The sequence below is a fragment of the Pseudomonas sp. FH4 genome, from assembly GCF_000510915.2.
In the GTDB taxonomy this organism is placed as follows: domain Bacteria; phylum Pseudomonadota; class Gammaproteobacteria; order Pseudomonadales; family Pseudomonadaceae; genus Aquipseudomonas; species Aquipseudomonas brenneri.
In genome coordinates, this window is sequence record NZ_AOHN01000024.1 from 156,808 (window position 1) to 182,563 (window position 25,756).

Annotated in this window: 24 protein-coding genes and 1 pseudogene; 13 read left to right on the forward strand and 12 right to left on the reverse strand. The window is 52.7% G+C overall.

Annotation, left to right across the window (positions count from 1 at the left end; translation table 11 throughout):
* Positions 1-3: 3 nt before the first annotated feature.
* Positions 4-459: a helix-turn-helix transcriptional regulator gene (locus H097_RS19415; RefSeq protein ID WP_032861752.1), complete on the reverse strand. Its 456-nt coding sequence runs from the start codon at positions 457-459 to the stop codon at positions 4-6.
* Positions 460-616: 157 nt separating this feature from the next.
* Between H097_RS19415 and H097_RS19420 the strand changes: the two genes are divergently transcribed.
* The 5 genes from H097_RS19420 (at position 617) to H097_RS19445 (ending at position 4,061) form a co-directional block, all read left to right on the forward strand.
* On the forward strand, positions 617-1,012 hold the full coding sequence (locus tag H097_RS19420) for a hypothetical protein (RefSeq protein ID WP_032861754.1): 396 nt from the start codon (positions 617-619) through the stop codon (positions 1,010-1,012).
* Between the two features lie 40 nt (positions 1,013-1,052).
* On the forward strand, positions 1,053-1,523 hold the full coding sequence (locus tag H097_RS19425) for a hypothetical protein (RefSeq protein ID WP_017337051.1): 471 nt from the start codon (positions 1,053-1,055) through the stop codon (positions 1,521-1,523).
* A gap of 2 nt (positions 1,524-1,525) precedes the next feature.
* On the forward strand, positions 1,526-1,915 hold the full coding sequence (locus H097_RS19430) for a hypothetical protein (RefSeq protein WP_032861755.1): 390 nt from the start codon (positions 1,526-1,528) through the stop codon (positions 1,913-1,915).
* Between the two features lie 657 nt (positions 1,916-2,572).
* Complete coding sequence (locus H097_RS19435) at positions 2,573-3,100, forward strand: hypothetical protein (RefSeq protein WP_032861757.1); 528 nt, start codon at positions 2,573-2,575, stop codon at positions 3,098-3,100.
* Between the two features lie 628 nt (positions 3,101-3,728).
* The gene (locus H097_RS19445) at positions 3,729-4,061 is read left to right on the forward strand and encodes a hypothetical protein (RefSeq protein ID WP_032861760.1); all 333 of its coding nucleotides are present in this window, start codon (positions 3,729-3,731) and stop codon (positions 4,059-4,061) included.
* Between the two features lie 182 nt (positions 4,062-4,243).
* On the opposite strand, the gene H097_RS19450 is transcribed toward H097_RS19445, so the two are convergent.
* Positions 4,244-5,206 (reverse strand): YiiX/YebB-like N1pC/P60 family cysteine hydrolase, encoded by a 963-nt coding sequence (locus H097_RS19450; RefSeq protein WP_032861762.1) that lies wholly within the window; start codon positions 5,204-5,206, stop codon positions 4,244-4,246.
* Between the two features lie 717 nt (positions 5,207-5,923).
* Between H097_RS19450 and H097_RS19455 the strand changes: the two genes are divergently transcribed.
* The 4 genes from H097_RS19455 to H097_RS19470 all read left to right on the forward strand — a co-directional run bounded on the left by H097_RS19455 (position 5,924) and on the right by H097_RS19470 (position 9,112).
* Entirely contained in the window at positions 5,924-6,178 is a 255-nt protein-coding gene (locus H097_RS19455; protein ID WP_032861763.1) for a hypothetical protein, read from the forward strand.
* A 307-nt stretch (positions 6,179-6,485) separates the two neighbouring features.
* Entirely contained in the window at positions 6,486-6,782 is a 297-nt protein-coding gene (locus tag H097_RS19460; protein ID WP_032861764.1) for a hypothetical protein, read from the forward strand.
* Between the two features lie 138 nt (positions 6,783-6,920).
* The gene (locus H097_RS19465; RefSeq protein WP_032861765.1) at positions 6,921-8,459 is read left to right on the forward strand and encodes an LA2681 family HEPN domain-containing protein; all 1,539 of its coding nucleotides are present in this window, start codon (positions 6,921-6,923) and stop codon (positions 8,457-8,459) included.
* A 149-nt stretch (positions 8,460-8,608) separates the two neighbouring features.
* Complete coding sequence (locus H097_RS19470) at positions 8,609-9,112, forward strand: hypothetical protein (protein ID WP_032861766.1); 504 nt, start codon at positions 8,609-8,611, stop codon at positions 9,110-9,112.
* Between the two features lie 138 nt (positions 9,113-9,250).
* On the opposite strand, the gene H097_RS19475 is transcribed toward H097_RS19470, so the two are convergent.
* The 3 genes from H097_RS19475 to H097_RS19485 all read right to left on the reverse strand — a co-directional run bounded on the left by H097_RS19475 (position 9,251) and on the right by H097_RS19485 (position 11,378).
* Positions 9,251-9,436 (reverse strand): hypothetical protein, encoded by a 186-nt coding sequence (locus tag H097_RS19475; RefSeq protein ID WP_032861768.1) that lies wholly within the window; start codon positions 9,434-9,436, stop codon positions 9,251-9,253.
* Positions 9,437-9,725: 289 nt separating this feature from the next.
* Positions 9,726-11,090 (reverse strand): hypothetical protein, encoded by a 1,365-nt coding sequence (locus tag H097_RS19480; RefSeq protein ID WP_032861769.1) that lies wholly within the window; start codon positions 11,088-11,090, stop codon positions 9,726-9,728.
* Between the two features lie 18 nt (positions 11,091-11,108).
* The gene (locus H097_RS19485) at positions 11,109-11,378 is read right to left on the reverse strand and encodes a hypothetical protein (protein WP_032861771.1); all 270 of its coding nucleotides are present in this window, start codon (positions 11,376-11,378) and stop codon (positions 11,109-11,111) included.
* A gap of 428 nt (positions 11,379-11,806) precedes the next feature.
* Here H097_RS19485 and H097_RS19490 point away from each other — a divergent pair, with 428 nt between their 5' ends.
* The gene (locus tag H097_RS19490; protein WP_032861772.1) at positions 11,807-12,811 is read left to right on the forward strand and encodes a hypothetical protein; all 1,005 of its coding nucleotides are present in this window, start codon (positions 11,807-11,809) and stop codon (positions 12,809-12,811) included.
* A 311-nt stretch (positions 12,812-13,122) separates the two neighbouring features.
* On the opposite strand, the gene H097_RS19495 is transcribed toward H097_RS19490, so the two are convergent.
* From H097_RS19495 to H097_RS19515, 5 genes are all read right to left on the reverse strand, one after another.
* Positions 13,123-13,410 (reverse strand): hypothetical protein, encoded by a 288-nt coding sequence (locus H097_RS19495; RefSeq protein ID WP_032861774.1) that lies wholly within the window; start codon positions 13,408-13,410, stop codon positions 13,123-13,125.
* A gap of 362 nt (positions 13,411-13,772) precedes the next feature.
* Entirely contained in the window at positions 13,773-15,197 is a 1,425-nt protein-coding gene (locus tag H097_RS28870; protein ID WP_032861775.1) for a site-specific integrase, read from the reverse strand.
* Positions 15,197-15,799, reverse strand: a complete 603-nt coding sequence (locus H097_RS19505) for a hypothetical protein (protein ID WP_050593412.1) — start codon at positions 15,797-15,799, stop codon at positions 15,197-15,199. The genes H097_RS28870 and H097_RS19505 overlap by 1 nt, the downstream gene beginning before the upstream one ends.
* Entirely contained in the window at positions 15,796-17,877 is a 2,082-nt protein-coding gene (locus H097_RS19510; RefSeq protein WP_032861777.1) for a hypothetical protein, read from the reverse strand. The genes H097_RS19505 and H097_RS19510 overlap by 4 nt, the downstream gene beginning before the upstream one ends.
* A complete protein-coding gene (locus tag H097_RS19515) occupies positions 17,861-19,861 on the reverse strand; it encodes a hypothetical protein (protein WP_156356817.1) in 2,001 nt (666 codons plus the stop codon). The genes H097_RS19510 and H097_RS19515 overlap by 17 nt, the downstream gene beginning before the upstream one ends.
* A 370-nt stretch (positions 19,862-20,231) precedes the next feature.
* Here H097_RS19515 and hrpB point away from each other — a divergent pair.
* Positions 20,232-22,358, forward strand: a pseudogene (gene hrpB / locus H097_RS19520) (ATP-dependent helicase HrpB); the annotation flags it as partial.
* Between the two features lie 67 nt (positions 22,359-22,425).
* Here the strand turns inward: hrpB and H097_RS19525 are convergent.
* Together H097_RS19525 and H097_RS19530 are read right to left on the reverse strand one after the other, a co-directional pair.
* On the reverse strand, positions 22,426-23,514 hold the full coding sequence (locus tag H097_RS19525) for an endonuclease/exonuclease/phosphatase family protein (RefSeq protein WP_032861779.1): 1,089 nt from the start codon (positions 23,512-23,514) through the stop codon (positions 22,426-22,428).
* Positions 23,515-23,586: 72 nt separating this feature from the next.
* On the reverse strand, positions 23,587-24,249 hold the full coding sequence (locus tag H097_RS19530; RefSeq protein WP_032861781.1) for a YciC family protein: 663 nt from the start codon (positions 24,247-24,249) through the stop codon (positions 23,587-23,589).
* Between the two features lie 169 nt (positions 24,250-24,418).
* Between H097_RS19530 and H097_RS19535 the strand changes: the two genes are divergently transcribed.
* Positions 24,419-25,135, forward strand: a complete 717-nt coding sequence (locus H097_RS19535; RefSeq protein WP_032861782.1) for a DUF2076 domain-containing protein — start codon at positions 24,419-24,421, stop codon at positions 25,133-25,135.
* Between the two features lie 120 nt (positions 25,136-25,255).
* Positions 25,256-25,732 carry an NYN domain-containing protein gene (locus H097_RS19540; RefSeq protein WP_032861784.1) on the forward strand — a complete coding sequence of 159 codons (477 nt, stop codon included), beginning with the start codon at positions 25,256-25,258 and terminating at the stop codon, positions 25,730-25,732.
* Positions 25,733-25,756 lie beyond the last annotated feature (24 nt).

Sequence of the window (25,756 nt, forward strand, 5' to 3'; positions counted from 1 at the left end):
CTTTTAATCGTCAACGTGCCACAGGCGCCCAACAGTGCTTCTGGGTAATTCCAGTTGCCGGCAGACCTCTGCCTGAGAAAGACCTTCTGCCTTTAGTTTGCGTACTGCCTCGAGCCTTTCTGCGGCTGCGATTCTCTGTGGTGTGGTGATCTTCTGCGGCTCGGCAGGCAGCGCTTCATCAAGAACTCCTAACCGCATGAGTTCTATCATCGATTCATTCAAGACAGAGCGTGCTGTCTTCCCCTCATCGGCTGCGGCCACCAGAGTGAGCAGCGACAAAGGCGTTAGGCCCAGCGCATGCGCCAGATCCGCACTCAGATCAATAGTCGGTGTCGTCGTCGCAGCCTCCAAGCGGCTTATGTGAGCCTGGTCAGCTTGATGCTGGAGGTCTGCTTGCGATAAGCCATTTCGAATCCTCAGCCACTGTAGCGTCGCCGCATAAGCCTTCCGCAGGGACATCCAACCTACCTCTCCAAAAAAGAGACGGTATGACGCGTTTGATAGATCCCACACAAATGCATATAATCATATCGATGGGATTCCTGGCTTGTTGCCCGGTATTTTACGTGTTCGCAGAGCCTGATTTTTGGGTTTGCACCATGAGGATCATCAATTTATGGGTAATTCTTCGGAGCATGAGTTGCTCCGCGAGGGTGAGATATCGTCCTTTGGAACAGAGCTACCTCAAGCCGAAATAGAGGCATTGGTGTCGGATCGTTTCGGTCGGAAACCGTACTGTTTGGTCGAGGATTGGCTGATCTTTCATGTGGACGAGCCTCCTGAATCGCTCGCCAAGGTGCGCGCCATAGGCCTGCAGACAATGTTCCTTTATTCCCATTGCGTGACCTACGACAGCCAGGGCCGGTTCCCTCCAGGGGGCTGGGTACGCTCGACCCTGTGTAAGTCGTTCGACGGCGTTTGCCTGTTCGAGACCCGGAATACGGTGTACGCCTTGGTAGGCAAAGGGCGCGAGATGACCGCATCGCTCAAGACAATATTCGGCTTATGTTAATCGCAGGCGCTAAGCAGGCCTGCTCCACACGAGATGCACGATGTTCAGGATTAGCATGCAAGACCAGGCCGGCCCGGTGGGTATGTTCGGGGACGGTCTCGCTCACTTCCACGCCATGTCGCGATCCTTGGTTACTCATTGGTATCACGTCAGTCTCAAGCGCCGGCATGAGGGACGGTTCGTAGCTTATGAAGAGATGCTGAACGATGAGCCTCGCTTGGTGGAGCTGCTGGTCTCCCAAGACGAGAGCATGGTCATTCAAGATGTCCAGGTCGTTACCCCGGCATGGATGAACAAAGGGTCAGGCTGGAAGATGGAAAAGCTGAAATCGCTTTCCATGGGGTTCAACCAGGCAGAAGTGCCGATCTGTGTTCTGCACGTCGAGAGTGGTGATGTGTACGTCAATACCCATCAGCGCGACCTCGATGTCGATGCCTTGGTTGGGGTCAGGGAGCTATATCGGCGCAGTGCTGCAACCACCGGCGTAGCCTCAGCGTCGGAGGCTCTGTAGCTATGGACGACATCAATACCGTCGCAGTCGATTTACACGAAAAGCGCTACTCGGACTTCGACCTTCTTCGCATCGCCAAAGCAGTGAATCAAGACTACGACGGGCTGGTCACGGCCTACCTGGTGAATGTCCATATCCATGCATGCAGCGCCGTTGGCGTGGTGTTCAGTCACATTTGCCCTGGGCCGTACGAACGATTTGCAGATGGTAGGCTGATTCGGACATCGGACATTCATTCCGTTACGAAGGAAGGTAGGTTTTGGGTGATCAACACGGTCAACTCGAAGTACGTCATTGCGACGTTCAGGCGGGACGTCGGGCGCCGTAGCCTGCGAGAGTTCATGCGCATCGCGGGAGACACGTATCTGCCAACGCCTGATCGCCTCCAGTAAGCCCTTCGTTACTACCGGGCTGGCTCATCGCTCAACGAGCCTAGATTTCCAATAGGCGCAATGCAGGCATAGAGAAAATTATGCTTGGGCGACATTTGTGTCGAATACGCGACAGCATAAAACGCTCTCCCTTGAAACGGTTTTTCAAAACCGGAGATGTATATTTTGAACTCAAAAGAAAAGCAGCAGTGCCTGCACCTTCATATTTTTCCTTGTAGGAGTTAGGCAGGTTTGCCGAAAGCTTTTTCGATGTGACCTCTTCGATCTGACAGCTTTTTAAGCTCACTCTCAAGCAGATACAATCGCTTAGGGTTGCCCCTCCGCACCTTGTAATCTACTTGTCAATTTGGGGCCGTAGGCCCCGGCTCGTTTTTGCCATCCAAAGCCAAGTATTTAATTCTACTTTTTTGTAGGGCATCCGGGATTTGGTGTGAGTAGTGAGCGAGAAGATCCAGCGATCAGCTAGAGGCAAAGCTCCGTCAATTCACCATGCGCGGACGGGGAGGGGAATCGCCGGAAGGCAGACTCAATGCAGGTGAATATTCCCGACGCAGCCTTGCTAATCGCCGTAGTGAGTAAATGCGCCGGGTTCGGTTGAGAAGACTGTCGACCGCGTCGTACCCTGAATGGATATCCTGCCCGCATAATGGAAAATCCATGCTTCTAAAACGCTTTCAAATCCTCACTCCTATCGCGATTTTCACCGCGATATCCATCACGTTCTGGATCATCCAGCTCCGCCTTTTCGATGTCATAGGCTGGAATTACAATGTCTGTCATGCGCTGTTCGGGTTCACATTTCCACTTGCGCTCAGCTACTTCGGATTCACTGTTGCCAAGCTGCAGCGCCCCAAGTTGTCTGAAGTCATTCGCAATGCGCTGAAAATTCCCCTCCTATGGTGGCCATCTTCATTCGCCAGGCTTTTGTTCCGCTCCATTGTCAGAGACGTTAACGAGGGGATCCCTTGGACTCCTTGGATCGGCGTAGTGATCACGCTGTTTTTTTCCGTCGGAAATGAAATGTTCGTTGATCCTGCCACCAACGGTATTCCGTTCATAAATGCGTATGATCATTTCGTGGCCGATGTGGTGGGCATGGCTCTATTTCTCCTCGTAGCTTCTTTCATCCTACGAAATAGACTGCGTTCAATCGCCGTGTTTCCCATCCGGGCGGCGAGCGATTGATGTTACGTGCCCAAGTCAGCATCCTTCCGCGATTCTGAATATCTAATATCCTGCCGTTCAACGTAGAATTCGCGCCCCGTCCTCTGCGACCAACCCAGCTATATGAGCGTCGCTTTCGCCGAAAGCTGGGTAAAATTTGCAATCAGGAATGAGCTTGATGCTTTTAGGATTTCGCAATGAGTAGGGCACGCCTGGATATCGCCCAGGAGGGGAAGTTGTGGGAGATGGCCCTGGAGCATTTGGGCTCAGACGGCCTGCTTCAAGCGGTAATAGATATGTGGAGCCGTTCCGCCCCTCCGCCCAGACCACTCGTTGAGCATCTGTCCAACAATGAGGCCAGCCAGGAAGTCTTGCATATTCTTAAAATTGCCCAGCAGAGGGTGGGTGCTGTCGTACCAGGTCGAACGCCGGATGCGGGCACAGTCACACTGTATGCTCGTCACGCTAGCAACTTAGCTGATGGGCTCATCACCCTCCTGCCAAAGGTGCAGCTTTCGCGAGCCTTGCGCGGCTCTTGTATTGAAATCGAACTGGGAATTTGACGTCTAGGCAGGCTCCCCTACGATACCGGTCGGCAACAATCCTGGTGGAATTTGTCGAGATAATTACCACCCCTTTGAGATCTTCCATGAGTTCTGACTTAACTGAAGAAGAAATGCGTCGCGCATTGTTTGGTGCGACTGAGCCCGAAGAGGTTCCTGCGGCTCCAACGCCTCAACCGGCGCCAGAGGTCGTTTTTACCAAGCCGGTATCAACTCCTTCGCCTAAGAAGAAAGCGGCGAAATCATTCACGCCTAGGCTGAGGGTTACGCTTCGGGTTGGAAACGAATTCGAGGGGAAGATGCACGAGTTAATCCACGAGGCCGACACGTTGAGTTCGTTGCTTGCTGAGCATGAGGCTGTGAAGGCTGCCAAGAAAAAATACAAGTATGTGGAAGTGGTCTCAATCAAATCGATGTAGGTGAAACGCCTGCTACGAAGTCGCCCCTGAGCAGAGCGTCGAGCCTTTCGATTCCACATAGGAGGCGTTTCAAACTTTCATGATGAGACCCTGATGTCAGAAGTAGGCCATTAGGCCAAACGGGCGGAATGCGAAAGATGTTTCGATCAAAGACTGTTCACGCCTAGCACATGAATGAATAATCAACGATTGATAGAGTCCCAGAACCTGAAGTTCATCTTCTCTTCCATGTTCTGGATACCCTGCGCAACCTTGACCAGCGACTCATGCGGAAGATTTCCTACCCGAGCTTGGGCCTGCACCTTAGCCAAAAGATCTTTTCGCTGCTTGTCTCGATAGCGGTTCAGCTTCAGACCAGCTATCAGCGTGTGAGCTTGTATTGCCATCATTTCCTTATACTCCTGAAAGAACGGGAGAAAAGGGCGCACCGTTTCAGTTATGTCCTGGCACACCTCGCCTTTGTCTGCGAGTTTGTCGAAATGACACGGATTGACCAAAATTCCTTGGGGGATTTTGATGCATCGAACCTTGCTGTCCCGGTAGACCTTGCTGACTAACTCCGAGCAGTAGGAGAATTTGATGCCGGCCCCATTGGTAGGTCTGATGCTATATGGCTGCTGTAGGTAATATGCACAGCGCGTGAGCATGCGATCCCTATCATCTTCAGTCACCGCGTTGAATCGGATGACCCGCCAGTTATCCTCGACGTCACTCAGCACTTCGGCAATCGTACGGTGCTTAACGCCGACACCTGGGTTGGCATCGATGCAAACGAAGTCTGCATGCACCATAGCCACATGGCTCGCCCTCGCTTTCGAATAAAATGGGATTTGGGCTGCCACCAAGGCTTTGGATCGAAACTTCTTACCGGTAACAAGGATGACGTCCCCGCTCTGGAGAATCCCGCTAAACTCGATAATTTTGGAGAAGTATTCATTCTCTTGACGCCTGATCATCGCTCGGTACACAGGAAACTGATGCTCCGGTACGCCGCTGATTCGGGCCACAAAGTCAATTTCTTCATCGGGCTTGGCTGCAAACTCTTCAAACGACTTTGCAGCGCTTTCCTCGTTGGCCATGAGTTTAAAAACGTCTGCACGGGCCAGGTTGCGAAACTCTTCCGCAACCTCTTCTAACTTCTTCACTTTAGCTTCCTTTGCCCATTAAGTGTGATGGCACTATGCCTTCCGAGTCTTGAGAATTCCATTTCTCAGATCTCTAGTCAAATGCTCTGCATCAGGCATAGCTGTCCGGGGCGTTAGAAAATGGTTCCCGGTCTCTAATGTCGGATCAAGCAGTAGTCCACGACTCGAACACTGCAAATACAAAGACTTAAAAGTGGTCGGAAAAGAGCAACGCCAAAGTTGCCAAAGAAAAGAAATGGCGCCACAAATCCGTCATTTACATTTGCTGAGAGCGCTGTTTCAGAGGAGAAAACGGCCACACGAAGGGAGAGTGTTTCAAGTTGTTTCTGGTCTGCAAGGTCGTAGCCCGCGATTTAGAAGGCCTGGGCATCCATACAGGATAAAAATGGATCCAACGCACAGTTTGCCCACAACTTATCCACAGCTTTGCCATCTTGCAATGTCAAAGTGACCACATTATCTTGTAGGTCATCTCGACATCGGCACTACATGTTGTGTTTTTTGGCGGGAGGCTGAGGTTTCAGTGAACACAGCGGGTATGCGTGCAAAGTTTGGTCGCCGCGCACACATACCCGCCTATCCCTGAACCAATGCAAACACTGGTGGGACGCGCATTAGAGAAAAACCGACTTTGGATGTCAACCATTCAGCTCGGGTTTCCGCTCAAGGGTCGTTCCTGCCTACTTGATATTCATATAGTTACAGGAGCACCTAATCGTGCCTAAAAACCCTAAACAAACCTCGGCTTCAGTCGCCAGCCTGGCTGCCAAAACCCTGAGAAGCGACAGCTCCTCAGCCATTCAAAAAGAACTGGCAGGCTCGGCAATGGCTCAGGTTTCCAGCGGTAAGCAAACCGGTGCTGAAATGGAGACGAAGGCCAGTCACGTCCTCGACAGCAACAAGTACAACGCCACCACCAAGACCCTCGCGGCCTCGGTACTCGCCCAATCGAACAAAGAACGGGGTAAGTAAAAATGGCTCAGTATTTCGTCAACCGCAACGCACAGACCAACGGTGACCACGAGGTGCATACCAGTACGTGCATCTACTTGCCAGCAGCCCACAACCGTCTTGATCTTGGTTACCACACCACCTGTGCGACTGCTGTTCGCCAGGCTCGCAACACCTACCGACAATCGAACGGTTGCCGGACATGCTCCTCGGTGTGCCATACCCAGTAGATCGAGTCTCGCACTCAGGTTTTTGACTGATGGGCAAGCCAGCTTGTTTATGGGCTGGCCCCATTTTATTGGGTGTTAGTTTTCCAGGAGTTTACGCTATGAGCTATTTGGTCTACTGCACGTTTGATTTGAAGAACGCCTCGGCCAAGGATTACGAGAACGCGTACGCGGATCTTCAGCGAATCGGTCTTGCGAAGGTAATCACGGGAGACAAGGGGCACAACGTAGTGATCCCTACGACCTCTGCGATGGGTTTCTTTACTGGTAAGGACGCGGGTGCTGTTCGAGATGATATCCGCACCTCGGTCGAAGCTGCATTCCGAGCACGGTCTCTGACTTCTGAGATTTTGGTTGTGGTTGGCACTGATTGGGCTTGGGGCGCAGGGACGACTTAATACTCTTCGTCTTGAACAGCTGGAAAAAATCACAGGAATCCAGAGATGGTTCCTTCGATAGCCTGACTGAGCGAGCAAAACACCTCCGTTTGGAGCATCACATCACTGAATCGCTGCTTTTGAAGGACGGCATTAACTATGTTGAGCGTATTTTCGAAGCTCTCATCACACCTCAATTCTCTGGTGGATGCTGATCCCACACTCGCAGTACAAGAAGCTCGTGAACTCTTTCTAGATGGGCCGAATCGTCTAAATATGATGTCCCTGCGTGCGGCCACTTTAGTTAATGCCGGTGCCTCGCTTGGGCGCCAGGATGCAATTGATGAGGGCCTTGAGCTCTACCGCGAGCTTCACAACCTATATCCGACGGCAGATATCACCTACAACTTAGCAAACGGTCTCGTGGAAGCCGCAAACTGTGGATTCCATAATTCCGAATGGTTAGATCATCAGGAACAGACTCGCGCCTACAGAGGTGAAGCCCGACAATGCTATTGGAGGGTGTTGCAAGACTTGGATGCCGATATGGAATTACGCACGCAGGCTTGGACGAACATCGCTAATTTGTTCGAAAAAACCTACCGGCTTTCTGAGGCCCATGACGCACGTCTTTCAGCGTTGAAGGTTGATCCCACGAATGGCGTCGCCGCGTTTTGTGCAGCATTGGGTCTGATGTGGCTTTTCCACCGAGGCGGCTACTCTGAATTGACACGCATGGAGGCCGTGATGCTAGCCAGGCAGGCACTTCTAAATAAGGAGCGAATCGTCCAGTACGCCGGCGCACGCGTAGCGGCCAAAGTTGAAGCGCTAGCAGATGAGTTAAGTGACCCGCCATCGCGGCCTGAGCATATAGACCCATTCATCAAATGGGTGGAGGAGGAGCGCCTGACGTTAGCCCCAACTGTCGAGCTCGTCGATCCATCCTTGGGCAAGCTAGATTGGCTTACCCTTCCAGGAATTCTCGAGCGTGAGACAGATATGGGAGGGAGCCCGCCGCCATTGTTTGCCATGTTCAATCTGCTGAAGAGCGATTTTCTGTTAGCCCGAGATTTGACATGGCGTGCAAGTGATGCAAGCGTTTGGCCGAGGACAGGACAGTTTGCGGACACGCTCGATTATGCAATGTACGGCCCTGACACCTCGGCACTTATGCTGGCACATCGAACAGCCCTTGACCTGCTCGACAAGGTAGCCGTAACGGCGAACCACTATTTCGAGCTTGGATTAGCTCCCAAAAAAGTAAGTTTCGGAAGGCTATGGAGAGATTCCGCAGACAAGAAAACAGGTACTCCGCTCGCAAAAAAAGTAGAGGTACTAATTCGTGCAGGCGTGTACGCGCTGTACGGCTTGGCTGAGCTGGCAGAAGACTATGATGGCAACGAGGGAATTCTCCGCTCACAGAAGGATCTGCGGAACGCGGGTACGCATCGATTCGTAGTGCTTCATGACTTTGGAGATCCCTCGCGAGCGAGGCAAGCTCCTGAAGTCGAGCATCTCAATCACTCAGATTTTATTAACGAGACCCTAGGTGCGCTTCGAGTCGCGAGGTCTGCAATTCAGATGCTCGTGCTTGCAATCTCTCAGCAGGAGGACATCTTGAGTAAGCAGGCAGATGGAATTATCGGAACTATGATCGTGCCTGACCACCATTGGATTCGCGGTGAAGATAAGCTTTGATTCCTTGCCGCTGACCAGTCAGCATATTTAATTCAGGTAGTGCTTAACTCGAGCCCGCCCACCGGGTAGCTGGCCGATATACCACTGTGTATTTTGCAAGGTTGGTGCTTCCTAGCAGGATGCCCATTACTCTTAAAAAGGACTTATAAGTGAACGCCATCCAGAACGCCCTCAAGATCGCCGCACAAAAACAGATCGAATATCGGAATCAAGCCAACATTGCATCGAGGGATGCGCTGCTCGTTTGGGAAGCACAACTGAGCGGTTTGATGGAAAGCATCGAAGAATGGATACAGCCGCTGTATGACCTTGATGGTTTCATTACTGAGGCGAAGGCGTCCGCGTACCTCGTCACTGACAGCAGTGGTCGGGAAGAGGAACGAGAAGGTAGCTCGCTGCGTTTGTCGTTCGCCGACACATCGCTATTGATCGCACCGAAACATTTCAAGGTAGAAGGCAGCCTCACTACTGCGACAGGCTCCGTTGAGGTGTATGGAGAAGGAATGGTGGCGCCGTACGAGATAACCTATATCAATGGGCATTTTGATTCGATCAGAAGGCAGGGCAATAACCTTTTGTTTGGTGAACTCACGTTCAACCAGATCCTGGCGGCTGAAGTCCCAAGGCTGAAGCCTCCGATTTTAGAGGCCTGATGGAGGAGAAGGGTTGTTGCCAAGAAAATTGATGACAACCCTCTCAGCAGCACTTCCTCGGGCAATCGCGAGTTTTGCGTTGGCAGCAAAACCTCCCTCGACAAGATGCCGGCGACCGCGTAGTGCGGTCGTCCGCCATCATATCGTCACCAAGACCTGATCGCCGGCATATGCCGGCTCCTGGTGCTGGACGTACATCAACTGGGGCGGTCGATCAACGTCGGATTTCGGCTGATCACCAGCCTGCAGCAGTGCAGCGATGTAGGCGCTTAAGACCGCAACGACCACATCCCGCAAGATTGTTTTTAGAGCAGTTTTACTCATTGGTTGCCCCCTCCTTTTTCAGGGCAACCGTATTTAAACAACATATTTTTCGCCAATCAGGCAGGTTTTCCGATTTGTTTTTTGCGCTCTAACCGTCGCGTGTGCGGACTATCACAGGTGGTGGCCGCTAATGGTCGCGGGGAAGAGCACAGCACCCTACGTAGTGCCTCGGATGTGGGGGCCAAAACCTGTAAGGCAGCCGAGCTATAGAGCTGAAAAGTGGAGCATTTACTGCTGGATTACTACCCTGGTGAGTTCTAAACAAAGGCGATTGATGTGGGGCTTTAGCTCAAACCCTGAACAGTGCGACTGCAGCTGCATATTTTGATAGTGCTTTCCACTCGCTCAAGGTACTGAGCTTAAAGTTTGATCGAATGAACTGCATTCGATGGGTTCGCAAATCCTTATTATTGTCAGTGTGACTCCAGACCTTCTCGGGATCCAGCGACTCATGCTGAAGGCTGCGAAGCATTGTGTTCAGTTGTCTTTGCTGGTACTTGATCCTGGTCAGTGGCACCTGCTCTCCACTCTGGATCTCTCGCATATTCACGAGGTCGTAGTCTTTGATGTCAGCAATCCTGATGTCATGCTTTTCGCGAGAGCAGTAGCTCCAGACCAAGATCAAGACGCACATGTTTTGAAGCTCGCTCTCACTTACTTGGTGCTTGATGAAATCGATTCTTTCCCAGCTCATGATCCATTTTGCTTGATCGTAAGCCCGGTCTAGATGCATGACCTTCAGTGAGCGCCAAGCTTGCTCCTCCCCAAAGCTAGGGCCAGAAAAGCAATCCATCAGCCAAACCCTGAAATTCTCCTCTTCGAGGTCAGCTGGGACACGCTCTACTCCTGCCGCTCGTAGCCCTTCAATCAAGCGGAGCAGACTTGGCACTGCGATCTCTTCATAGCGCTCCAGCTCCAGAAATTCCCAGTGATAACGATTAAGCATGCTGGCCAACATCAGCTTGGCAGCGAGTGAGTCCTTGCTAGGCTGTACATCTTTGAGGATGCGCCTAACGGCTTCCCTGCTTTTAACTGTGACCCGTTGGTGTCGCCATTTGGCTTCTGCTCGGACGTCAAAGACAGGCACATGCTTCAGCAGCTCGTTTATGTCTTCGTATCGGAATTTCCAACACAGATCTAGGTGTTCTACGGTTTCTCCGAGCTTGATGTTAGGAAGAGCGCTCAGCATGGCCTCGCAGCTAGCTAGGAGATCGCCGTATTTCACTCGTTCATGCGGACGCAGCTGATTCAGTAATTCCACGAGGAAGCGCCGCCTTGCTTCGTTCAGCTTGGAAATATGATCAGATGCGTCTCGCAGATGTTGAGCTAGAGGCTTGCCATCCTTGATGGCCCCATCCAGAAACTTTCCCAGCGGGCCGATGTAGCTGGCCTGATCCTTCCCTGGTGTAACCTCTGGCGCAGCTAGTAGAAGCTGGCTCGACCACTGCGGGTGCACTGCATACATGATCGTGCAAAGCTCCATGTACCGTCCGACTTCCTCGTCGTGGGTAGAGCGGTCTTCTGGGGGCATGCTATCAAGCCAGTCTTGATAGGCTTGCTTATCGAGCCCTAGGATTTCTTGGATGCTTTGAACAGCGCGGTCTTTACGAGCCAAAAATCCTTGGGCAAGCCTATCTTGTCCTTTGTCGTTCATTATTTCTTCCATTTCTGATTACCGAATAGGGACGGCGGCAGCTTGATCTTCAAGAATTGCCCGAGTCCGCTTACCCAGTTCCTGACCGCCGAGCGCGCCGACAGTGTACTCGTCCACCGTGATGGCTTGACGCATGGCGTCACGGAAGCAGGTGCCTGGTTTTACATCTTGAATAGCTTGAGCGAGAGCGTTCAGGTAGTCAGGCTCGGAGAAGTTCTCGCGGGCTTGCTGCAGGTGGTAAGAGTCTTTAAGGGCAGACCAGCCAGTGAAAGCAGATTTACGGATCATGGGAAACCTCAGGTTTTGGTTTGGTTGATGCGGCACTGAGATGTTCGTTGATCAGATGATAATTATCGTGCAAGTAATCCGATTTGGTTTCTCAGCCATGGGCAGGGCCCAGCGCACATGGCCATTGCTGCCTCGCGCTGCTCCACCAGCCGTTTCTGATTTCTTGTAAGCGCAAGGGAAGCGCGCCGGCCCTCGACGGGCTAGAGGCTAGAGGCTAGAGGCTAGAGGCTTGAGGATGAAAGCCGGGAGGGCCAAAACCTGGCGCAGCCGGGGTTTGGTTCACTACAGCCGTGCCCCAGCGGAGTCAAGTGCCGGAGCGGATTCAATGGGAATCGCCATCGAACTATTGGGTTAGGAATCTTTGTCAGGCTTCCACTTGACCATCCAACACGTCAAAATACGATTTTGACGTGCCTACAGGATGTTTAATGCAGACGATCATCGTTCGCTATTTTGAAACTGTGATCGACCCAGCATCAGGCCGTGAAGTGCCTAACCTGCTGGGAACTGAATCCTACGAAGATATTCGCGAAGCACTCATCCCCGGCCTACCCACCCCGCGCCCAGGTAAGAAGGCCCCCCCGATCTTCGTCACTAAGTGCTTTTCTACCTCCCAGCACCATCGTTGGGAATTGGTATCGGTAACCAGTACGCCCGCGAACGGGGTAGCACCGGCTATTTTTACGATTTTTATCAGGCCGGTAGACGTTTCCAGCGAGGTTTTCCTTTACCAGACGCTCAAGAAGGACAAAAACCAGACGCTGAAGAGACTGCTATGGCCTGGAACATTGGTTGAGGTCGATTATGGCTTTGTCCAGCACACAGGGCGGCCTGACGCGAGCACAAAGACTAATAAGCGTTACTGCGACACGCTTCTTGCTGGTGAGATGTACAAGCGTCGATTGGCTGTAGTGGTGAAGGTTGTGTCGCCAAACCTTGTTCAGGTTGCTCCTGTGACATCCGTCACTCCATCGCCGGATGACAAATCGATCTTCCAGATATCTCAGGCCACGCTGGATAAAATGCCGCGCTATAAATTTAGTGGCAAGTCCAGCTATGTCCTGTGCGGCAGAACAGAATCCGTTTCTATTCAGCGTCTTTTGCCTCCATTGAGCTACGGAACGAGCATCCCCATTCGCAACGTGCGCTACACGGTTAAGCTGGCGCGGAGCGAAGAGAAGCTTTTCAAAGAGGCTCTGCTGCACGCTGTGGGTGCTACCAACTATGTCCCCTACCACCAGTTCCTTCAGGAGCAGATCAAAGCTGATCAGCTCCAGCAGGATGTTGACCGCCTCAATCGGGAGCTGGAGGCGTCCATAGCTGCCCTGGACGCGGTCACCACAGCGGGCAACCTCGCAAAACGTTGGGCATCAGAGTGGGAGCTGGACTATGATGAAGGCCTTGAGGTTCAGCGAGAGTTGGATCGCGCCTGAGTCGAGCAACGTTAAATTGAAGTCCTGTCAATCTGGTTGACACGCGTGGCACCTTTTCTATATAATTTGCCCACATGGTCGAGCTAAGAGTGCAGGACTCCACCTCGGCGACACGGCTAATACCGTCTCCTGTGAAAGTAAAATGTTCAAAGAAACCGCCCCTCAAAGGCGGTTTTTTTGTGCCCATTGTTTACTGCTCGGAGCCCTGAGATGGAGGGTTACTCCTGAGTCCGGTTTTGCGCCAACGCTTAGTGGTGGTGCTTCTGCCGGTCGTGGGCAGGATGCCCCGCTGATGGCGAGGCAGCTTCTGTTTACCAGCCCAGAATTTCTTCGACCTGTTCGGTGAGTTCTGCCCGGTCGGTAACCTTGCTCAGATCATCGCTATGAAGTGCATTTTCGGCAGCATGGACATGTACAAGCTTCTCTTTGCCGTGCTTGTTCATAAGCTGCTCCAAGAAATAAAGGACTTCGTAGCCTTCGTCCTTGTCTACCTGCTGACGATCTTTAATACCTGCATAAGGCGAGTCGCCTTCATCTCGAGTCCAGGTGTAGGTATAGACATCGATTTGAAGGTTTGAGCGTTTCAGTATTACAGCCATGTGAACTCCATTTGCGTGATATAGCTGATGTGGAATTGAGCGCTCCGTGCATCCAAAGGCCCCGCCTGGTAGGCGAGCATGATGGTGCTTGGGCGAGCTAATCGTGCCTCAGCTTTGGCATAGTGTCACGAGGTTAGTGGCTTCTTGCTATCGCGCTTAGTTACCTGGCGCGTCCCTGATGCAAATGAGCCATGCTAGCGCTTGAGAGAGTTTCTATGTGGCTATAGGAAGTTGGTCAAAAATCAGGGAGTTGGCATGTTCCGTTTGCGCTTCGAGGTTTGCTCAATTGCGGTTACCAGTTTGTGGCCACCGAGCACGCCGACAGATGTACTCATCTACCGTGATGGCTTGGCGCATAGACATCAGGCGACTGGAGCACGCTTCCTGGCTATCTCAAAATCTTCGTCCCTCAAACGCTGCAGTTCCAGCAACTCTGCTTCGTACTCCTCGATTGTCAGATCCACTTTCAATCTGGTCAATAGTTCTCGTTGCTTGCGGTCGAAAAGCTCCATGGCAGTAGTCAGAAGGACTGAGGAAACAGTTTTTGCATACCCAGCGATTTCCTTGAACGCCATATGGATGTAATGTTCCACCGATTCGGGGGATTTGTGCCCAGTCCACATCATAACCTCGGCAATAAAGCTACGGACATCAAGCAGAGCCTGCCTGAACTGGTCGGAATTCTGGATCTCGTGCTCTTTTATCAACATCACGAATCGTTTCGTGATGAAGGCATGTCTAAACATATGAGGTGAAATTTTTTCCTTAATTCCTGCGACTATTTTAAGGGTTGAAATCTCTGAAGTGATCGTATCGGGTACCAGCCCTTTTCCGGTAGTTTCACCGATGAGAAGAAATCCCTCATCGTGTACACCCTTTAGCTTCTTGAAAACCTGCCGTCGCTGCATGTCAATGAACTTCTTAATGTCATTAAGAAGCATTTTGTGGACAGGAATGTACCGTATTCTTCCATCGCCCTGCTTCCAGGTTTCTAGCCGCAACATTGGATCGGTCATCTCTAATGCATTTATGATGTCTTGAACCTTAATGCGTGAAATTTCGCCCCTTCTTGCTCCTGTATGCTCGAGTAGTTGAAGCATGACCTTTCTTCTTTGTTTAATAAATCGCGAGGATTTTGCCGAGTCTACTGCATTGCTGAGACGTCTGATGTTTTCATCGGTTATGGGGAAGACAGAGCGAGTTCTACCACCAAGGCTGAGAGAGTGGTGATGCACATAGCTTCTCTTAATATTACGACCGTTACGGTATTGGATTGTAAAGGATTCATGCGTGATGCGTATTGTTCCACCAGTAGATACGAATTCCGGATTGTTGTTCATGCGACCTACGAACTCGAGGAAGTTTAAGCATCTACGTCCAATTGCTAGAATGGTCGGTTCAGTCCTCTTCTTGGATGCAGGATATATTGGTGACGTTTCTTTCCTTAAAGAGTCAATGAATTGTGTGAAACTAGAATCGGTTAGCTGAATGAAGTCTGTTTTTGAATAGAAGCAAAAACGGATTAGTTGCGAAATTTTCGAGGCATACTCTCCTAGTGAACCACCTTTGGATCCTCTTGAGGATAAACCAAGATTTCCTCCGCGACCTGCTCGCTCCAATAATGAAAGGATGTATTGGTTGGCCGGTAAGCAAGGAGATCCATTAGGCCATGTAATAAATGGAATGTTGTCAAATTGATAGGTTTCTAACTTGTCCAATGCCATGTGTGAATATAAGGTTAGGCCATCTAAGAGATAGGTTAGCTGGCATGAGGTATCTTTGCTCATTACCTATAATCCTCAAGTTTAACCACCGGGTTTTCGCTTGGGGTAGGTAGGCTATTAAAGGGCGGTGCATTCAATGAGGTTATGGCCGCCAAGGCCCTTATCGATTCGCTTGCCCGATGCGCTCGTAGCCCAGCGTTAGGAGCATCTCGTACGCTCTTGATATCATCCAGTGCGCGCCCTAAGGCCTGTAACAGAACAAAATTGGTTCTTTGGTGCATGGCGAGTTTGGATTCGAGCTCCTCGACCCTCATGGATAAGCCTACTTTAGTTCGCTTATTGGAGCGCTGAGCTTTGCGTTCGGCGAGTTCAAGTGCTTCCAAGGCAGCTTGCCTTAGTCTGTTGAGGCCATTAAACCCTGTGGGTAAAATTTTTTCAGCATAGGTCTTCAGGGTATTAAGACTCACCGGTACAGTGGTTTTGATTGAATCTTCGATTTCAAAGCTAATTCTCATAGCGGCAGTTGAGCTTTGGTTCTTAAGCGCTGGTATAAGAGCCTTATCACTCTTAAAAGCGTCCGGATTTCTATGGATCCGCAGGAGGCACTCAACCAGCGTATTGAATGCCTCAGTATTACGTTGAATACGTGTGTCTATCTTGCTCATGGCTGAATTTCCTTGATCTTTACCACTAAGCGAAATTTTTGACCGTACGGGCCTTCAAAAAAATCGGGCTCAATTTCAATTGTGCCTTTCTCCATAAGGTCTGCCAAATAGTCTTCCAGCTCCTCCGCATCAACGACAGTGAAATCATAAGTTTGATACTTGGCTTTTAAAAGATCGGCTAAGCTCTGGTAGTTTTCCGCATGTCCATTATGGATGTCTTCCGCAATATATTGAACTTTGGCACCTTTCAGAGTAACCCCATCAACAGTCTCTGTGATGTAGTTCCATATGTGTGTGGCGTCTACATGCCCGAGCATCCATTGTAAAGTTTCCAGCCCTCCGAAACTGCTGGAGTGAAAAAATAGCAATGCGAAGAAACGACGGAGTTGATGCTGTCGAATATAATAGCGTTGGCCTTGCTCATTATTCAAGGTTTCAAAGTAGTCGCAAAACAGATCGAGGTTTTGATTATAGGTATAAGTCGATAATTGAGATAAGGTGACATCACCATGGATCGAGGGGCTGCAAAATAGTTCTTGCATTTCTTGGATGAACCCAAGGCGGTTGAGTATCTTTTGCATCCTGATCAAGTTCTTGATCATGTTTACCGCGATGGGTTCTATTGGACGTGCTTCTGTTTGACGTGTCCCAAAGAGCCGATAAGTGCTTTTCCTGTTTTGAAAGATAAGCCATTGAAAGCTGGTATCCAGGCAGTTAGACGCATGCAGGTCTCGGAGCTCTCCAACGCGGCGCCCCATAAGTGCGCCAACGACCAATTGAACACAGCCAGTGTATATTTTGACAAGCTCAATCAATCCCCGGTTACAACGCAAGCGCCTAAAGTATTCTGTATTTTCACCTCGGGTATTTTGTGTATAGGGAGTATCCACACTCCTGCGCGAAAGCCCAAGGTTCTCAACTCCGAGAAGCTTAAGTTCTTCAGGCATTATTTTTCTGAAAACTGGATCTGTTAGTTTGCTAAGGCTGATTCCCTGTTTTCGGCAGTAGATAGCGACTCGACACCATCCATCAATAACATTGCGCCCATGCTTTAAATGGAATTCTATAGCGTCTTTTACCGCGCTAAATACAACAGAAGCAGGTAGAGTTCTGTGCCGACCTAATTCCTGGAATTTTATTGAGAGATTTTTTATATGAATCAGGTCAGTCTCTGAAGGTGCAGGCAGGCCGATCTCATGAAGGATGCCCAATCCGTAAATAGCCTTTTTGTAATCCGCAAGAGCGCTTTGGCCAATCAGTTCGCTCCCGCCAGTGGTGACAGGAACTGGCGGGAATTCTCGCTTGAAATCATCTTTCCTAGGAATGGTCAATATTTCTAAGATAGGCTTGTCAGCAGTACAGCCCTTTAAGGTGTTTGCATAAATTACTTTGGATAGTGTAGCTGAGTTAGGTACATATCCCTTTTCAGTGGAAAATCTATAGACTCCATTGATGTGAAGGGCTGCTCTTACTTTAGGGATGAGCTCCATGGGGATGTCGAGCGTGTTGTTATCGTGCTGGCTAGGCGTAATCTCGGAAATTTCAGGCCATTCCGTGATGATTTTCTGGATGGCGACAGGATCTGCTTTAATAAGTAGCTCAAGGCAATGAAGAGACAACCGCTTAGACCACCCATAAACTGCTTCTGCCGCATTGCTGCTCGATGCTATTTCAGTCAGGATGGTCTTTAAATTATCCCGTCCCAGACCTCCCAGGCCAAACTTGGCTAATTTGAAGTGCTTTGAGTTTAGGAGAAGTGCGTCGATGATGTGAAGGGTGGCGGCGAAAATTGATGGAGCTTGTCCGGCTTTGATTTTGCTTGTCGTAACTATCTCTGAAACTGAACCCGTCAGAAAATATTTTAATCCAAGTAACAGATCGTTATGTTTTTGATCGGTCAGCCGGCTTCCGTCTTCAAGCTCGACATTCCAGTCAATCAGCTTAGATTTTTTGAATCCAAAACTGTACTCCCACTGGTTCTCATAAAAGTCGCTAAGTAGCCAGTCAGCTTTTAGCAGTCTTTCCGCAGAGTGCAAAAATAATGGTTTAAGAAAATCGAGTTCAGGCGGCAGATTCATAGATCACCTTTTCCATGTAGGCAGGATTGCGATGTACCAACGCTGTGGATAAATGCTCCTTTAGAAGACCATCATTACCCTGCTCGATATCGAAAGTGATCAAACTAGAAATTTGTGCCCAGTATTTAGCTCGCCCAGAAATTTTGTTAGGCATAGGGGATTGGTTTACTGCCTGTTCCAATGAGAGTAATGCAGTCATGATGCCGACATCAATCGAAATATAAATGTGATCTTTGGTGGCAACAGTGGGCTTTATATTTTCCTGCTCAGGTGTTTGAAGGTACGCAGGGATGTCTTTGAGGGCATGGTTTTTCAAAAATGAATGTAGCTCATCCATGTTGGTAAAATTCGTTGCCTCAAGAAGATAGGGACTATTTTTCATAGCCTCACATATGAAGCCGCGCTGGAAAATCCGGATCCAGCGTGTTTGAAAGAACCCGAGCAGCGCTTCGGGCAAATATCTTCCTAGTAGAAGTGAGTCATAACGAGCGTGCCCCAGGGCTTTGGCCATTTCAGTTACATCTTTTGTTTTTAAATACACAGCAACGCCGCAAGATGCTCTCAGAGAAGCCAGCGAAACACGCTCAAGGTAGTCTTGAATTCCACATCCCATCAAATGCTCATAGGGCGCGAATTGAGATTGAAGACCTGCGAGCAGGCTATCTGATCCTGCTAGCTTGGATCGGTTCCAGCGAGGAAACCTAGCGCTTGAAGGTTTTGAGAATGCACCTCCGCAAGTTAGGAACAGCTCCTTCCAAGCAGGATTACCCTGCTCGCGTAGGAAATTACGCAAAGGCTCAGTAATCTCGATAATTTCTTCCACCCACCTTTGAGATAGCGAGTTGAGACTGATAACCTGTTCGCTAAGTTTTTTTCCCCGCCGATCCTTGTAGCCTACTAAATTAGCACCAGTTTCGGTTTTTACGAATCCGATGTAATCCCCATTGTCATCACAGAGAATAAGTTTCTCTAAGAAACTTCCAGTTATCTCAGGGTGTTCCGTGACCAATAGGATCTGATATGGGTATAGTTTTTCACTGGTAGGTAGGCCCAGGATTTCGGCAGTTTCCGCTCGGTTTCCGCCTCCAAATCTTGCATCAAGATAAGCCTTCCCAGTTCGGAATCCATCTCTTTCGAACGTAGCACAGATATTTGCATATCCTATTTCTGCTATGCTCTTTAGGGATGACCCTCCTTCTAATGGCGTGCCAAGTTTTGCCATTTCCTTTCGGCTTTGCGCAGCTTTAATGAGAGCGCTAGTTTGAACCACAGCCCAGTTGGTCGTAATCGATATGTCAGTGTCAATACGTTTAAAGAGTAATTCAATTGCTTCTTCATCGGTCAAAAACAGCGGAACCGGCGTAATAAGCTTTTCATGGATTATAACGCCGTTATCTCGTATTGTTTTGTGAGTTCCAGCGCCAAAAGTAGTTCTCGATTTTGGCTTCGGTAGATGACCTCGATAGGGAGTCGCCCATACACCTGTATCAATAAATAGAGCCTCGCAGTTTGAGATTAGCTGGCCCCATGTAAGGATCTGGGAGTTCATGTCTTTTTTATCATTGTAAGCAGTAATGAAAAAATCCTTCATAAAAGCAAGGAAGAATTCATTGATTTTCTGAGGATGTTGGAAGGTAGCAGCTGGCCAGTCTTTGGCATTTGCGGAAAGAAAGCGTGCCATTTTGTTCAGGTCTGTATAGCTAGGGCGTGCTTGCTTTCTGTAGAACATTTCCCAGTGCTGATAGAAGTCTTCAGTAAACTCCTTTCCATGACTTTCCCAAAGGCAGGGGAAATCTAGGAAATGCTCTGTTTCTTTAGATGATTCGATCCTCCAACCATTCCAGTATCGGAGTCTCTCTGCATTGAATTTACCTCGAGTTTGCTCCCAAGCTCGGTCGTTCTCCGCCCAGCTCTCATCGTCGTAACCTATATGCTCCAATGCCGGAACAGAGGCCCGCATTGCGTTGTGCATAGCAGTGAACATACGGATCTTGGCTCTTCGCGCCGCCCACTCATTCCCTACAAAGGATGTGGACTTGAGGGCGCCAAGGAAGCCTCTGACTAAACCTGTGTAGCTGGGACTCGACAGACCCACGTAGCTGACTTGAACGCCGAGAAGGTCGCAGTAGCACTCGAATAGTCTCAGTGCAACTATGAACGACTTTGATAGCGTCCGAGCTGTCGCCTCCATGAGGCTTACGACCTCTGGTGCAAGGACACGAAATGGATAAGTGGCCAAGGAGTTCGTGTTCTTGATGGTTATCAACAGGTGATACTCTTTGTTTTGGCCTGAAACCGGCATTTTAGAGGGGCTGAGATGATTTTGACATGAGTATGCAATAGTTCAAATTTTTAAGCGCAGCCTCGACGCCGACCTGGCGCTGGCCCTGAGCCTCAATGGCCGTGAGCTGTTTCGCGACGAGCAACCGCTGAAAATCCTCCTGATGTCCGCCACCCTTGAAGGCGAACGCCTGTCGGGTCTGCTCGACGACGCACCGATCCTGCGCAGTGAAGGACGCATGTACCCGGTGCAGATGCGCTGGGGGCGACCGTTCCAGCCCGGTGAATTTATCGAGCCACGGTTGGTGCAGACCATCCTTGAAGCCCTGCACGACGAAACCGGCAGCGTGCTGGTATTTCTACCCGGTCAGGCAGAAATTCGCCGGGTCAATCAACAGTTGGCGGACGCCTTGGCTGAGCGCAGCGATGTACTGCTCTGCCCGTTGCATGGCGAACTCGACCTGACGGCCCAGCGGGCGGCCATTGACCCGGCACCCGCCGGCAAGCGCAAGGTGGTGCTGGCCACCAACATCGCGGAGACCAGCCTGACCATCAATGGCGTGCGGGTGGTGATTGACGCCGGGCTGGCGCGGGTCCCGCGCTTTGACCCCGGTAGCGGCATGACCCGCCTTGATACCCAGCGCATTTCCCGCGCCAGTGCCACGCAACGCGCGGGTCGGGCAGGGCGGTTGGAGCCGGGCGTGTGCTATCGCTTGTGGTCCGAGGACCAGCATGAAGGGCTGGCGGCCTATGGCAGCGCGGAAATTCTTTCGGCGGACCTGGCCGGCCTCGCGCTGCAACTGGCGCGCTGGGGTGTGACGCCGACACAACTGGTATGGCTCGATGTACCGCCCACGGCCGCCTATGCCCAGGCCCAGGACTTGCTGGAGCGACTGGGCGCATTAAAGGACGCGACCTTGACCCCCCACGGGCAGAAAATGGCCAGCCTGCCGGCGCACCCGCGTATCGCACACTTGTTGTTGCGTGGTCAGGACCTGGGGTTGGCGAACATGGCGTGTGATGTCGCCGCGCTACTGGGTGAGCGCGATATCCTGCGGGGTGCCGGTGCGGATTTGCACAGTCGCCTGGCGTTGTTGTCCGGCGAGGAGCGGGCCCGTGGCACCCAGGGTGGCGTGCAGCGGGCCAGGCAGTTGGCCCGCCAATATCGCGGCTATCTACGAGGCAAGGCCGAACAGCCCGTCGCCGATCCCGATCACCCGCGTTGGCTTGGGGCGTTACTGGCGCTGGCTTACCCGGATCGGGTGGCCCAGCAGCGTCGTGCCGGGGGCGCCGAATATCGCCTAGCCAATGGCCGTGCGGCGCTGTTTGCCGAAGCCGACAGCCTGATGAAGCAAGCGTGGCTGGTCATCGCCGACCTGGGCAGCCGTCAGGGGCAGCGTGAAGAGCGGATCTACCTGGCTGCAGACTTTGATCCGGCGTTGTTCGATTCGGTATTGGCCGAACAGGTGCGCTGTCTTGACCAACTGGATTGGGACGAGCGCGAAGGCGTGTTGCGTGCCGAACGCCAGCGCAAGGTCGGTGAATTGGTGCTCAGTCGCGAGCCGTTGACCGGTCTCGACGAGTCTGCTCGCAGCCAGGCGCTGGTCAATCTGGTGCGGCGCAAAGGCCTGGAATTGCTGCCCTGGACTGCGGAGCTGCGCCAGTGGCAGGCCCGCGTCATGCTGTTGCGCCAACTGGACGCCGGCCAGGTCAGTGAATGGCCGGATGTCAGCGACAGCGCCTTGCTCGCCAGCCTTGAACACTGGTTGATGCCGTACCTGGGCAAGGTCTCGCGCTTGAGCCATTTTGCCAACCTGGATCTATCGAGTTTCCTGCATAACCTGCTGCCCTGGCCGTTGCCGCAACGCCTGGACGAGTTGGCGCCGCACCATTTGAAAGTGCCGTCGGGGTCTTCGGTGCGTTTGGACTACAGCGAACAACCGCCGATCCTCGCGGTGCGCTTGCAGGAGCTGTTTGGCCTGGCTGACACCCCGCGCATCGCCGGTGGGCGGCAAGTGGTGAAGCTGCACCTGCTCTCGCCCGCACGGCGGCCGGTGCAGGTGACGCAGGATCTGGCGAACTTCTGGCGCAGTACCTACGCCGAGGTGAAGAAGGATCTGAAGGGCCGGTATCCCAAGCATTATTGGCCGGATGATCCTTTGGTGGCTGAGGCTACTGCGCGGATCAAACCCCGAAAATAACCTCGAACAGGCCACCGATCAAAAATGTGGGAGCAAGCCCGCTCCCACATTGGTTTTGTAGTGTTGGTTATTGCGCGGCGGGCAATAAGAACCGCGCAATCACCGGCAGGTGATTGGAAATACGCAACGTATCGTCCTGCCGCACCCGGGCCTCCACTTTCTTCAGCCTTGGGCTGTAGAACAGATAATCCACCGTGCGATCCGGTCCGTCGAGGCTCGGGTCATTGGGGAAGTGGGTCAGCCACTGCGCCCGGTCGATGCCGCTGGATTGGCTGTTGCTGGGCACCATCGGGTATTTGTCCCACAGCAGATGCAGCTCGCTGTCTGGCGAATACTGCCCGCGCTTACCGGCCTCCAGGCGCAGGAACTGGCCCAGCGGCAACAGATTGAAATCCCCGCCAATCAACCACGGCGTTCCACGGCTTTCGAATTTATCCAGCAGCTTGATGGTTGCCTTGACTTGTTCGCGCACCGTGCTGTGGCCAGGAGCTGCGTTGTCCTGGCGGGTGTTGAGCACCGCCAGTTGGCCGCCGTCGCTCAACGGCAGGTAGCTGAGCAGCAACGCAGGCTTGGGTTGGAACTGGTGACTGAGCAGGTTGGCCGAGGCCACTGGCAGTTGCAGGCGTTCGGCGTGTTCGATCTGGTAGCGGCTGAGGGTTACCAGCTTGCGGCCGACGCTGCCGAAGATATGCCAATCGGGCACAAAGTCGGCTTTCCAGTCGAAGGCCTGGACGCTGCAAGGATAGAGGTCCACCAGTCGCTCCTGGAGCAGCGCCAGTTGGTCCTGGTAATGGGACGGTTTGGCGTCCTCATCCAATTCCTGCAGCAGCAGTACGTCCGGTTGTTCATCACGGATCACCCGCGCCACTTCATCCAGGCTGGAGGCCATGTCTTCAACGGTCGGGCGGTCATCCGGGCCGCTGCCGTCCGGGGTGTCGTACCAGAACACGTAGTTCTTGCCGGCCAGGTACTGCACGTTCCAGGTCATCACCTTGAGCGCCTGGCCGGGCAACAGCGTCGGCGCACGCGGGGCGACGCAGCTTACCGGCAGGATCTCTTTGTCGGCGGGGCGCCAGGTCAGGCTGTAGACCAGGGCGGTCAGCACACCAGCCAGAATCAGCAGGCCCACCAGGGTTGTACGCAGTAAACGGTTCATCGGCTCGCCTTATGGCGCTGCAGGACAGGCACGGAGCATACCCGACCGGCGGCCGAGAGCCCAAGGGCCACGTTAGCGGGCGTCTGCATCACCGGCGATCAGCATGAACAGGCGGAACAGCACCACGCTGGTAAACAATTGCAAGAAGCTGTGGGCGCTGTCGATCAGCACCGCCAGCAGTGGGTTCTGCGGGTCGGGCCAGGCCGCGACGCTCGCGCCCTTGAGCAGCCACAGCGGGGTCATCACGCACAACAGGCAGATCAGGATGCGCAGGAAATGCCCACGGGTCAGTCGGAAACTTTCCTTCATCGCCGCCAGCGCCGGCATGCCGCGCAGCACCAACAGGTACTCGGCAAACGCCAGAGTGACCATCAGCCACAGCCCCGGCAGGAAGTACAACGACAGCCCCAGCAGGATCAACAGGGTGCTCATGGCGGTCAGCAGCGCATAGCGTGGCCACAGGGTCAGCGCCATGGCCAGCACGTCGGCGGTGCGCGGCGACTCGCCACGGCTGCGGGCATCGAGAAACAGGATCAACGCGGCGGTGTACAGCGGATACACCAGCAGCCCGACGATCATGCTGTAGCCGGTAAACGCCTCCGGGCCCAGGGTGCGATCGAGCACTTGTTGCAGCACGGCTTCGAGGATCACCAAGGGTAGGCACAACTGCACGATGGCGCCCAGGTTGCGCTGGAAGAAGTAGAAAGAGTCGCGCAGAACGGTCAACGGATTCATCAAAGTCATCACAGGCCAAAAAAGCAGCAGACACTTTAACTGATCACCGACAAACGTAAACCTTGGGTAAAGATCATTGAAACGCCACAGGCCAGCCCCATTACTGGTGGCGTACCTTGCCCATTGCGGGCGGGACGCAGATTTTTACCGGCAATCTAACGAGGTCGCCATGAACAGCGAAGAGCAAACCCTGATCGATGGACTGTTTTCACGGTTGCAGCAAGCCGAAACGGACTCAGCCCCCCGCGACGCCCAGGCAGAAACGCGGATCAAGGAGCACATCACTCGCCAACCGGCCGCCGGGTATTTCATGACCCAGGCGATCCTGGTGCAGGAAGCCGCGATCAAGAGCCTGGATGCGCAGAACAAGCAGCAGGCGCAACAGATCCAGCAATTGCAGGATGAGCTGCAACGGGCCAAGGCCGCGCCGCCGGCCGCGAGCGGCGGTGGGTTCCTGTCGAGTATCTTTGGTGGCAGCCCTCGCGACTCGCAACCGGCGCCCAGCACACCGTCGTCATCGAACGGTGGTTGGCGTGAGCCGAGCCGGCCGGGCTTCAACAGCGCGCCTGCGCCGCAACAGAACGTTCAGCAACCCCAACAGGCTGCACCCGCCGGCAGCAGCTTTCTCGGCGGGGCCCTGAAAACCGCAGCCGGCGTGGCCGGTGGCGTGATGCTGGCCCAGGGCATCAGCAGCCTGTTCAGCCATAACCAACAGCCGCAGGTGGTAGAAGAGATCGTGCGCGAAGAGCCGGCGCCGGCCAGTGACAACAGCGACTGGGGTAATGACGAGCAACGTTTCGCCGGCAATGACAGTTATGCCAACGATAACGACAGCTTTGCCGACAGCGATTCTTCCTTCTTTGGCGACGACGATTCCTTCGTCTGAAACACACAAATCCGGGGCGCGTTGCCGCCCCGGTCTGATTTTTCTCGGAAAGCTCCCCTTGGCTGGCATACTGGCGACCTTTGCGGGCCATCACGCCTGCCAGTGCCATGAGGGTGTGCGGTGAAAAAAATTGCAGTGTTCGCCGATGTCCAGAACCTCTACTACACCGTGCGCCAGGCCTATGGCTGCCACTTCAACTACGCCGCCCTGTGGGCTGATATCAGCCAGCGCGGGCAGATCGTCGAGGCGTATGCCTATGCCATCGACCGTGGCGACAGCAAGCAGCAGCAGTTCCAGCAGATCCTGCGCAACCTGGGCTTTACCGTGAAGCTCAAGCCCTACATCCAGCGCAGTGACGGCTCGGCCAAGGGCGACTGGGACGTGGGCATCACCATCGACATCATGGACGCGGCCGCCCATGTCGACGAAGTAGTGCTGGCCTCGGGTGATGGCGATTTCGACATGTTGCTCGACCGCATCATCCATAAACATGGCGTCGAAGCCGTGGCCTACGGTGTGCCGGGGCTGACGGCCAACTCGTTGATCCGCGCGGCCAGCCGCTACGTGCCTATCGAAGGCGCGTTGTTGCTCAAATAGATTTTCTGATGAGGTTGGAACAGG

Coding starts and splice junctions, on each gene's coding strand:
- H097_RS19415 (WP_032861752.1), bottom strand. CDS start 459: ATGTCCCTGCGGAAGGCTTATGCGGCGACGCTACAGTGGCTGAGGATT.
- H097_RS19420 (WP_032861754.1), top strand. CDS start 617: ATGGGTAATTCTTCGGAGCATGAGTTGCTCCGCGAGGGTGAGATATCG.
- H097_RS19425 (WP_017337051.1), top strand. CDS start 1,053: ATGTTCAGGATTAGCATGCAAGACCAGGCCGGCCCGGTGGGTATGTTC.
- H097_RS19430 (WP_032861755.1), top strand. CDS start 1,526: ATGGACGACATCAATACCGTCGCAGTCGATTTACACGAAAAGCGCTAC.
- H097_RS19435 (WP_032861757.1), top strand. CDS start 2,573: ATGCTTCTAAAACGCTTTCAAATCCTCACTCCTATCGCGATTTTCACC.
- H097_RS19445 (WP_032861760.1), top strand. CDS start 3,729: ATGAGTTCTGACTTAACTGAAGAAGAAATGCGTCGCGCATTGTTTGGT.
- H097_RS19460 (WP_032861764.1), top strand. CDS start 6,486: ATGAGCTATTTGGTCTACTGCACGTTTGATTTGAAGAACGCCTCGGCC.
- H097_RS19465 (WP_032861765.1), top strand. CDS start 6,921: ATGTTGAGCGTATTTTCGAAGCTCTCATCACACCTCAATTCTCTGGTG.
- H097_RS19475 (WP_032861768.1), bottom strand. CDS start 9,436: ATGAGTAAAACTGCTCTAAAAACAATCTTGCGGGATGTGGTCGTTGCG.
- H097_RS19480 (WP_032861769.1), bottom strand. CDS start 11,090: ATGAACGACAAAGGACAAGATAGGCTTGCCCAAGGATTTTTGGCTCGT.
- H097_RS19485 (WP_032861771.1), bottom strand. CDS start 11,378: ATGATCCGTAAATCTGCTTTCACTGGCTGGTCTGCCCTTAAAGACTCT.
- H097_RS19490 (WP_032861772.1), top strand. CDS start 11,807: ATGCAGACGATCATCGTTCGCTATTTTGAAACTGTGATCGACCCAGCA.
- H097_RS19495 (WP_032861774.1), bottom strand. CDS start 13,410: ATGGCTGTAATACTGAAACGCTCAAACCTTCAAATCGATGTCTATACC.
- H097_RS28870 (WP_032861775.1), bottom strand. CDS start 15,197: ATGAGCAAAGATACCTCATGCCAGCTAACCTATCTCTTAGATGGCCTA.
- H097_RS19505 (WP_050593412.1), bottom strand. CDS start 15,799: ATGAGCAAGATAGACACACGTATTCAACGTAATACTGAGGCATTCAAT.
- H097_RS19510 (WP_032861777.1), bottom strand. CDS start 17,877: ATGAATCTGCCGCCTGAACTCGATTTTCTTAAACCATTATTTTTGCAC.
- H097_RS19515 (WP_156356817.1), bottom strand. CDS start 19,861: ATGTTCACTGCTATGCACAACGCAATGCGGGCCTCTGTTCCGGCATTG.
- H097_RS19525 (WP_032861779.1), bottom strand. CDS start 23,514: ATGAACCGTTTACTGCGTACAACCCTGGTGGGCCTGCTGATTCTGGCT.
- H097_RS19530 (WP_032861781.1), bottom strand. CDS start 24,249: ATGAATCCGTTGACCGTTCTGCGCGACTCTTTCTACTTCTTCCAGCGC.
- H097_RS19535 (WP_032861782.1), top strand. CDS start 24,419: ATGAACAGCGAAGAGCAAACCCTGATCGATGGACTGTTTTCACGGTTG.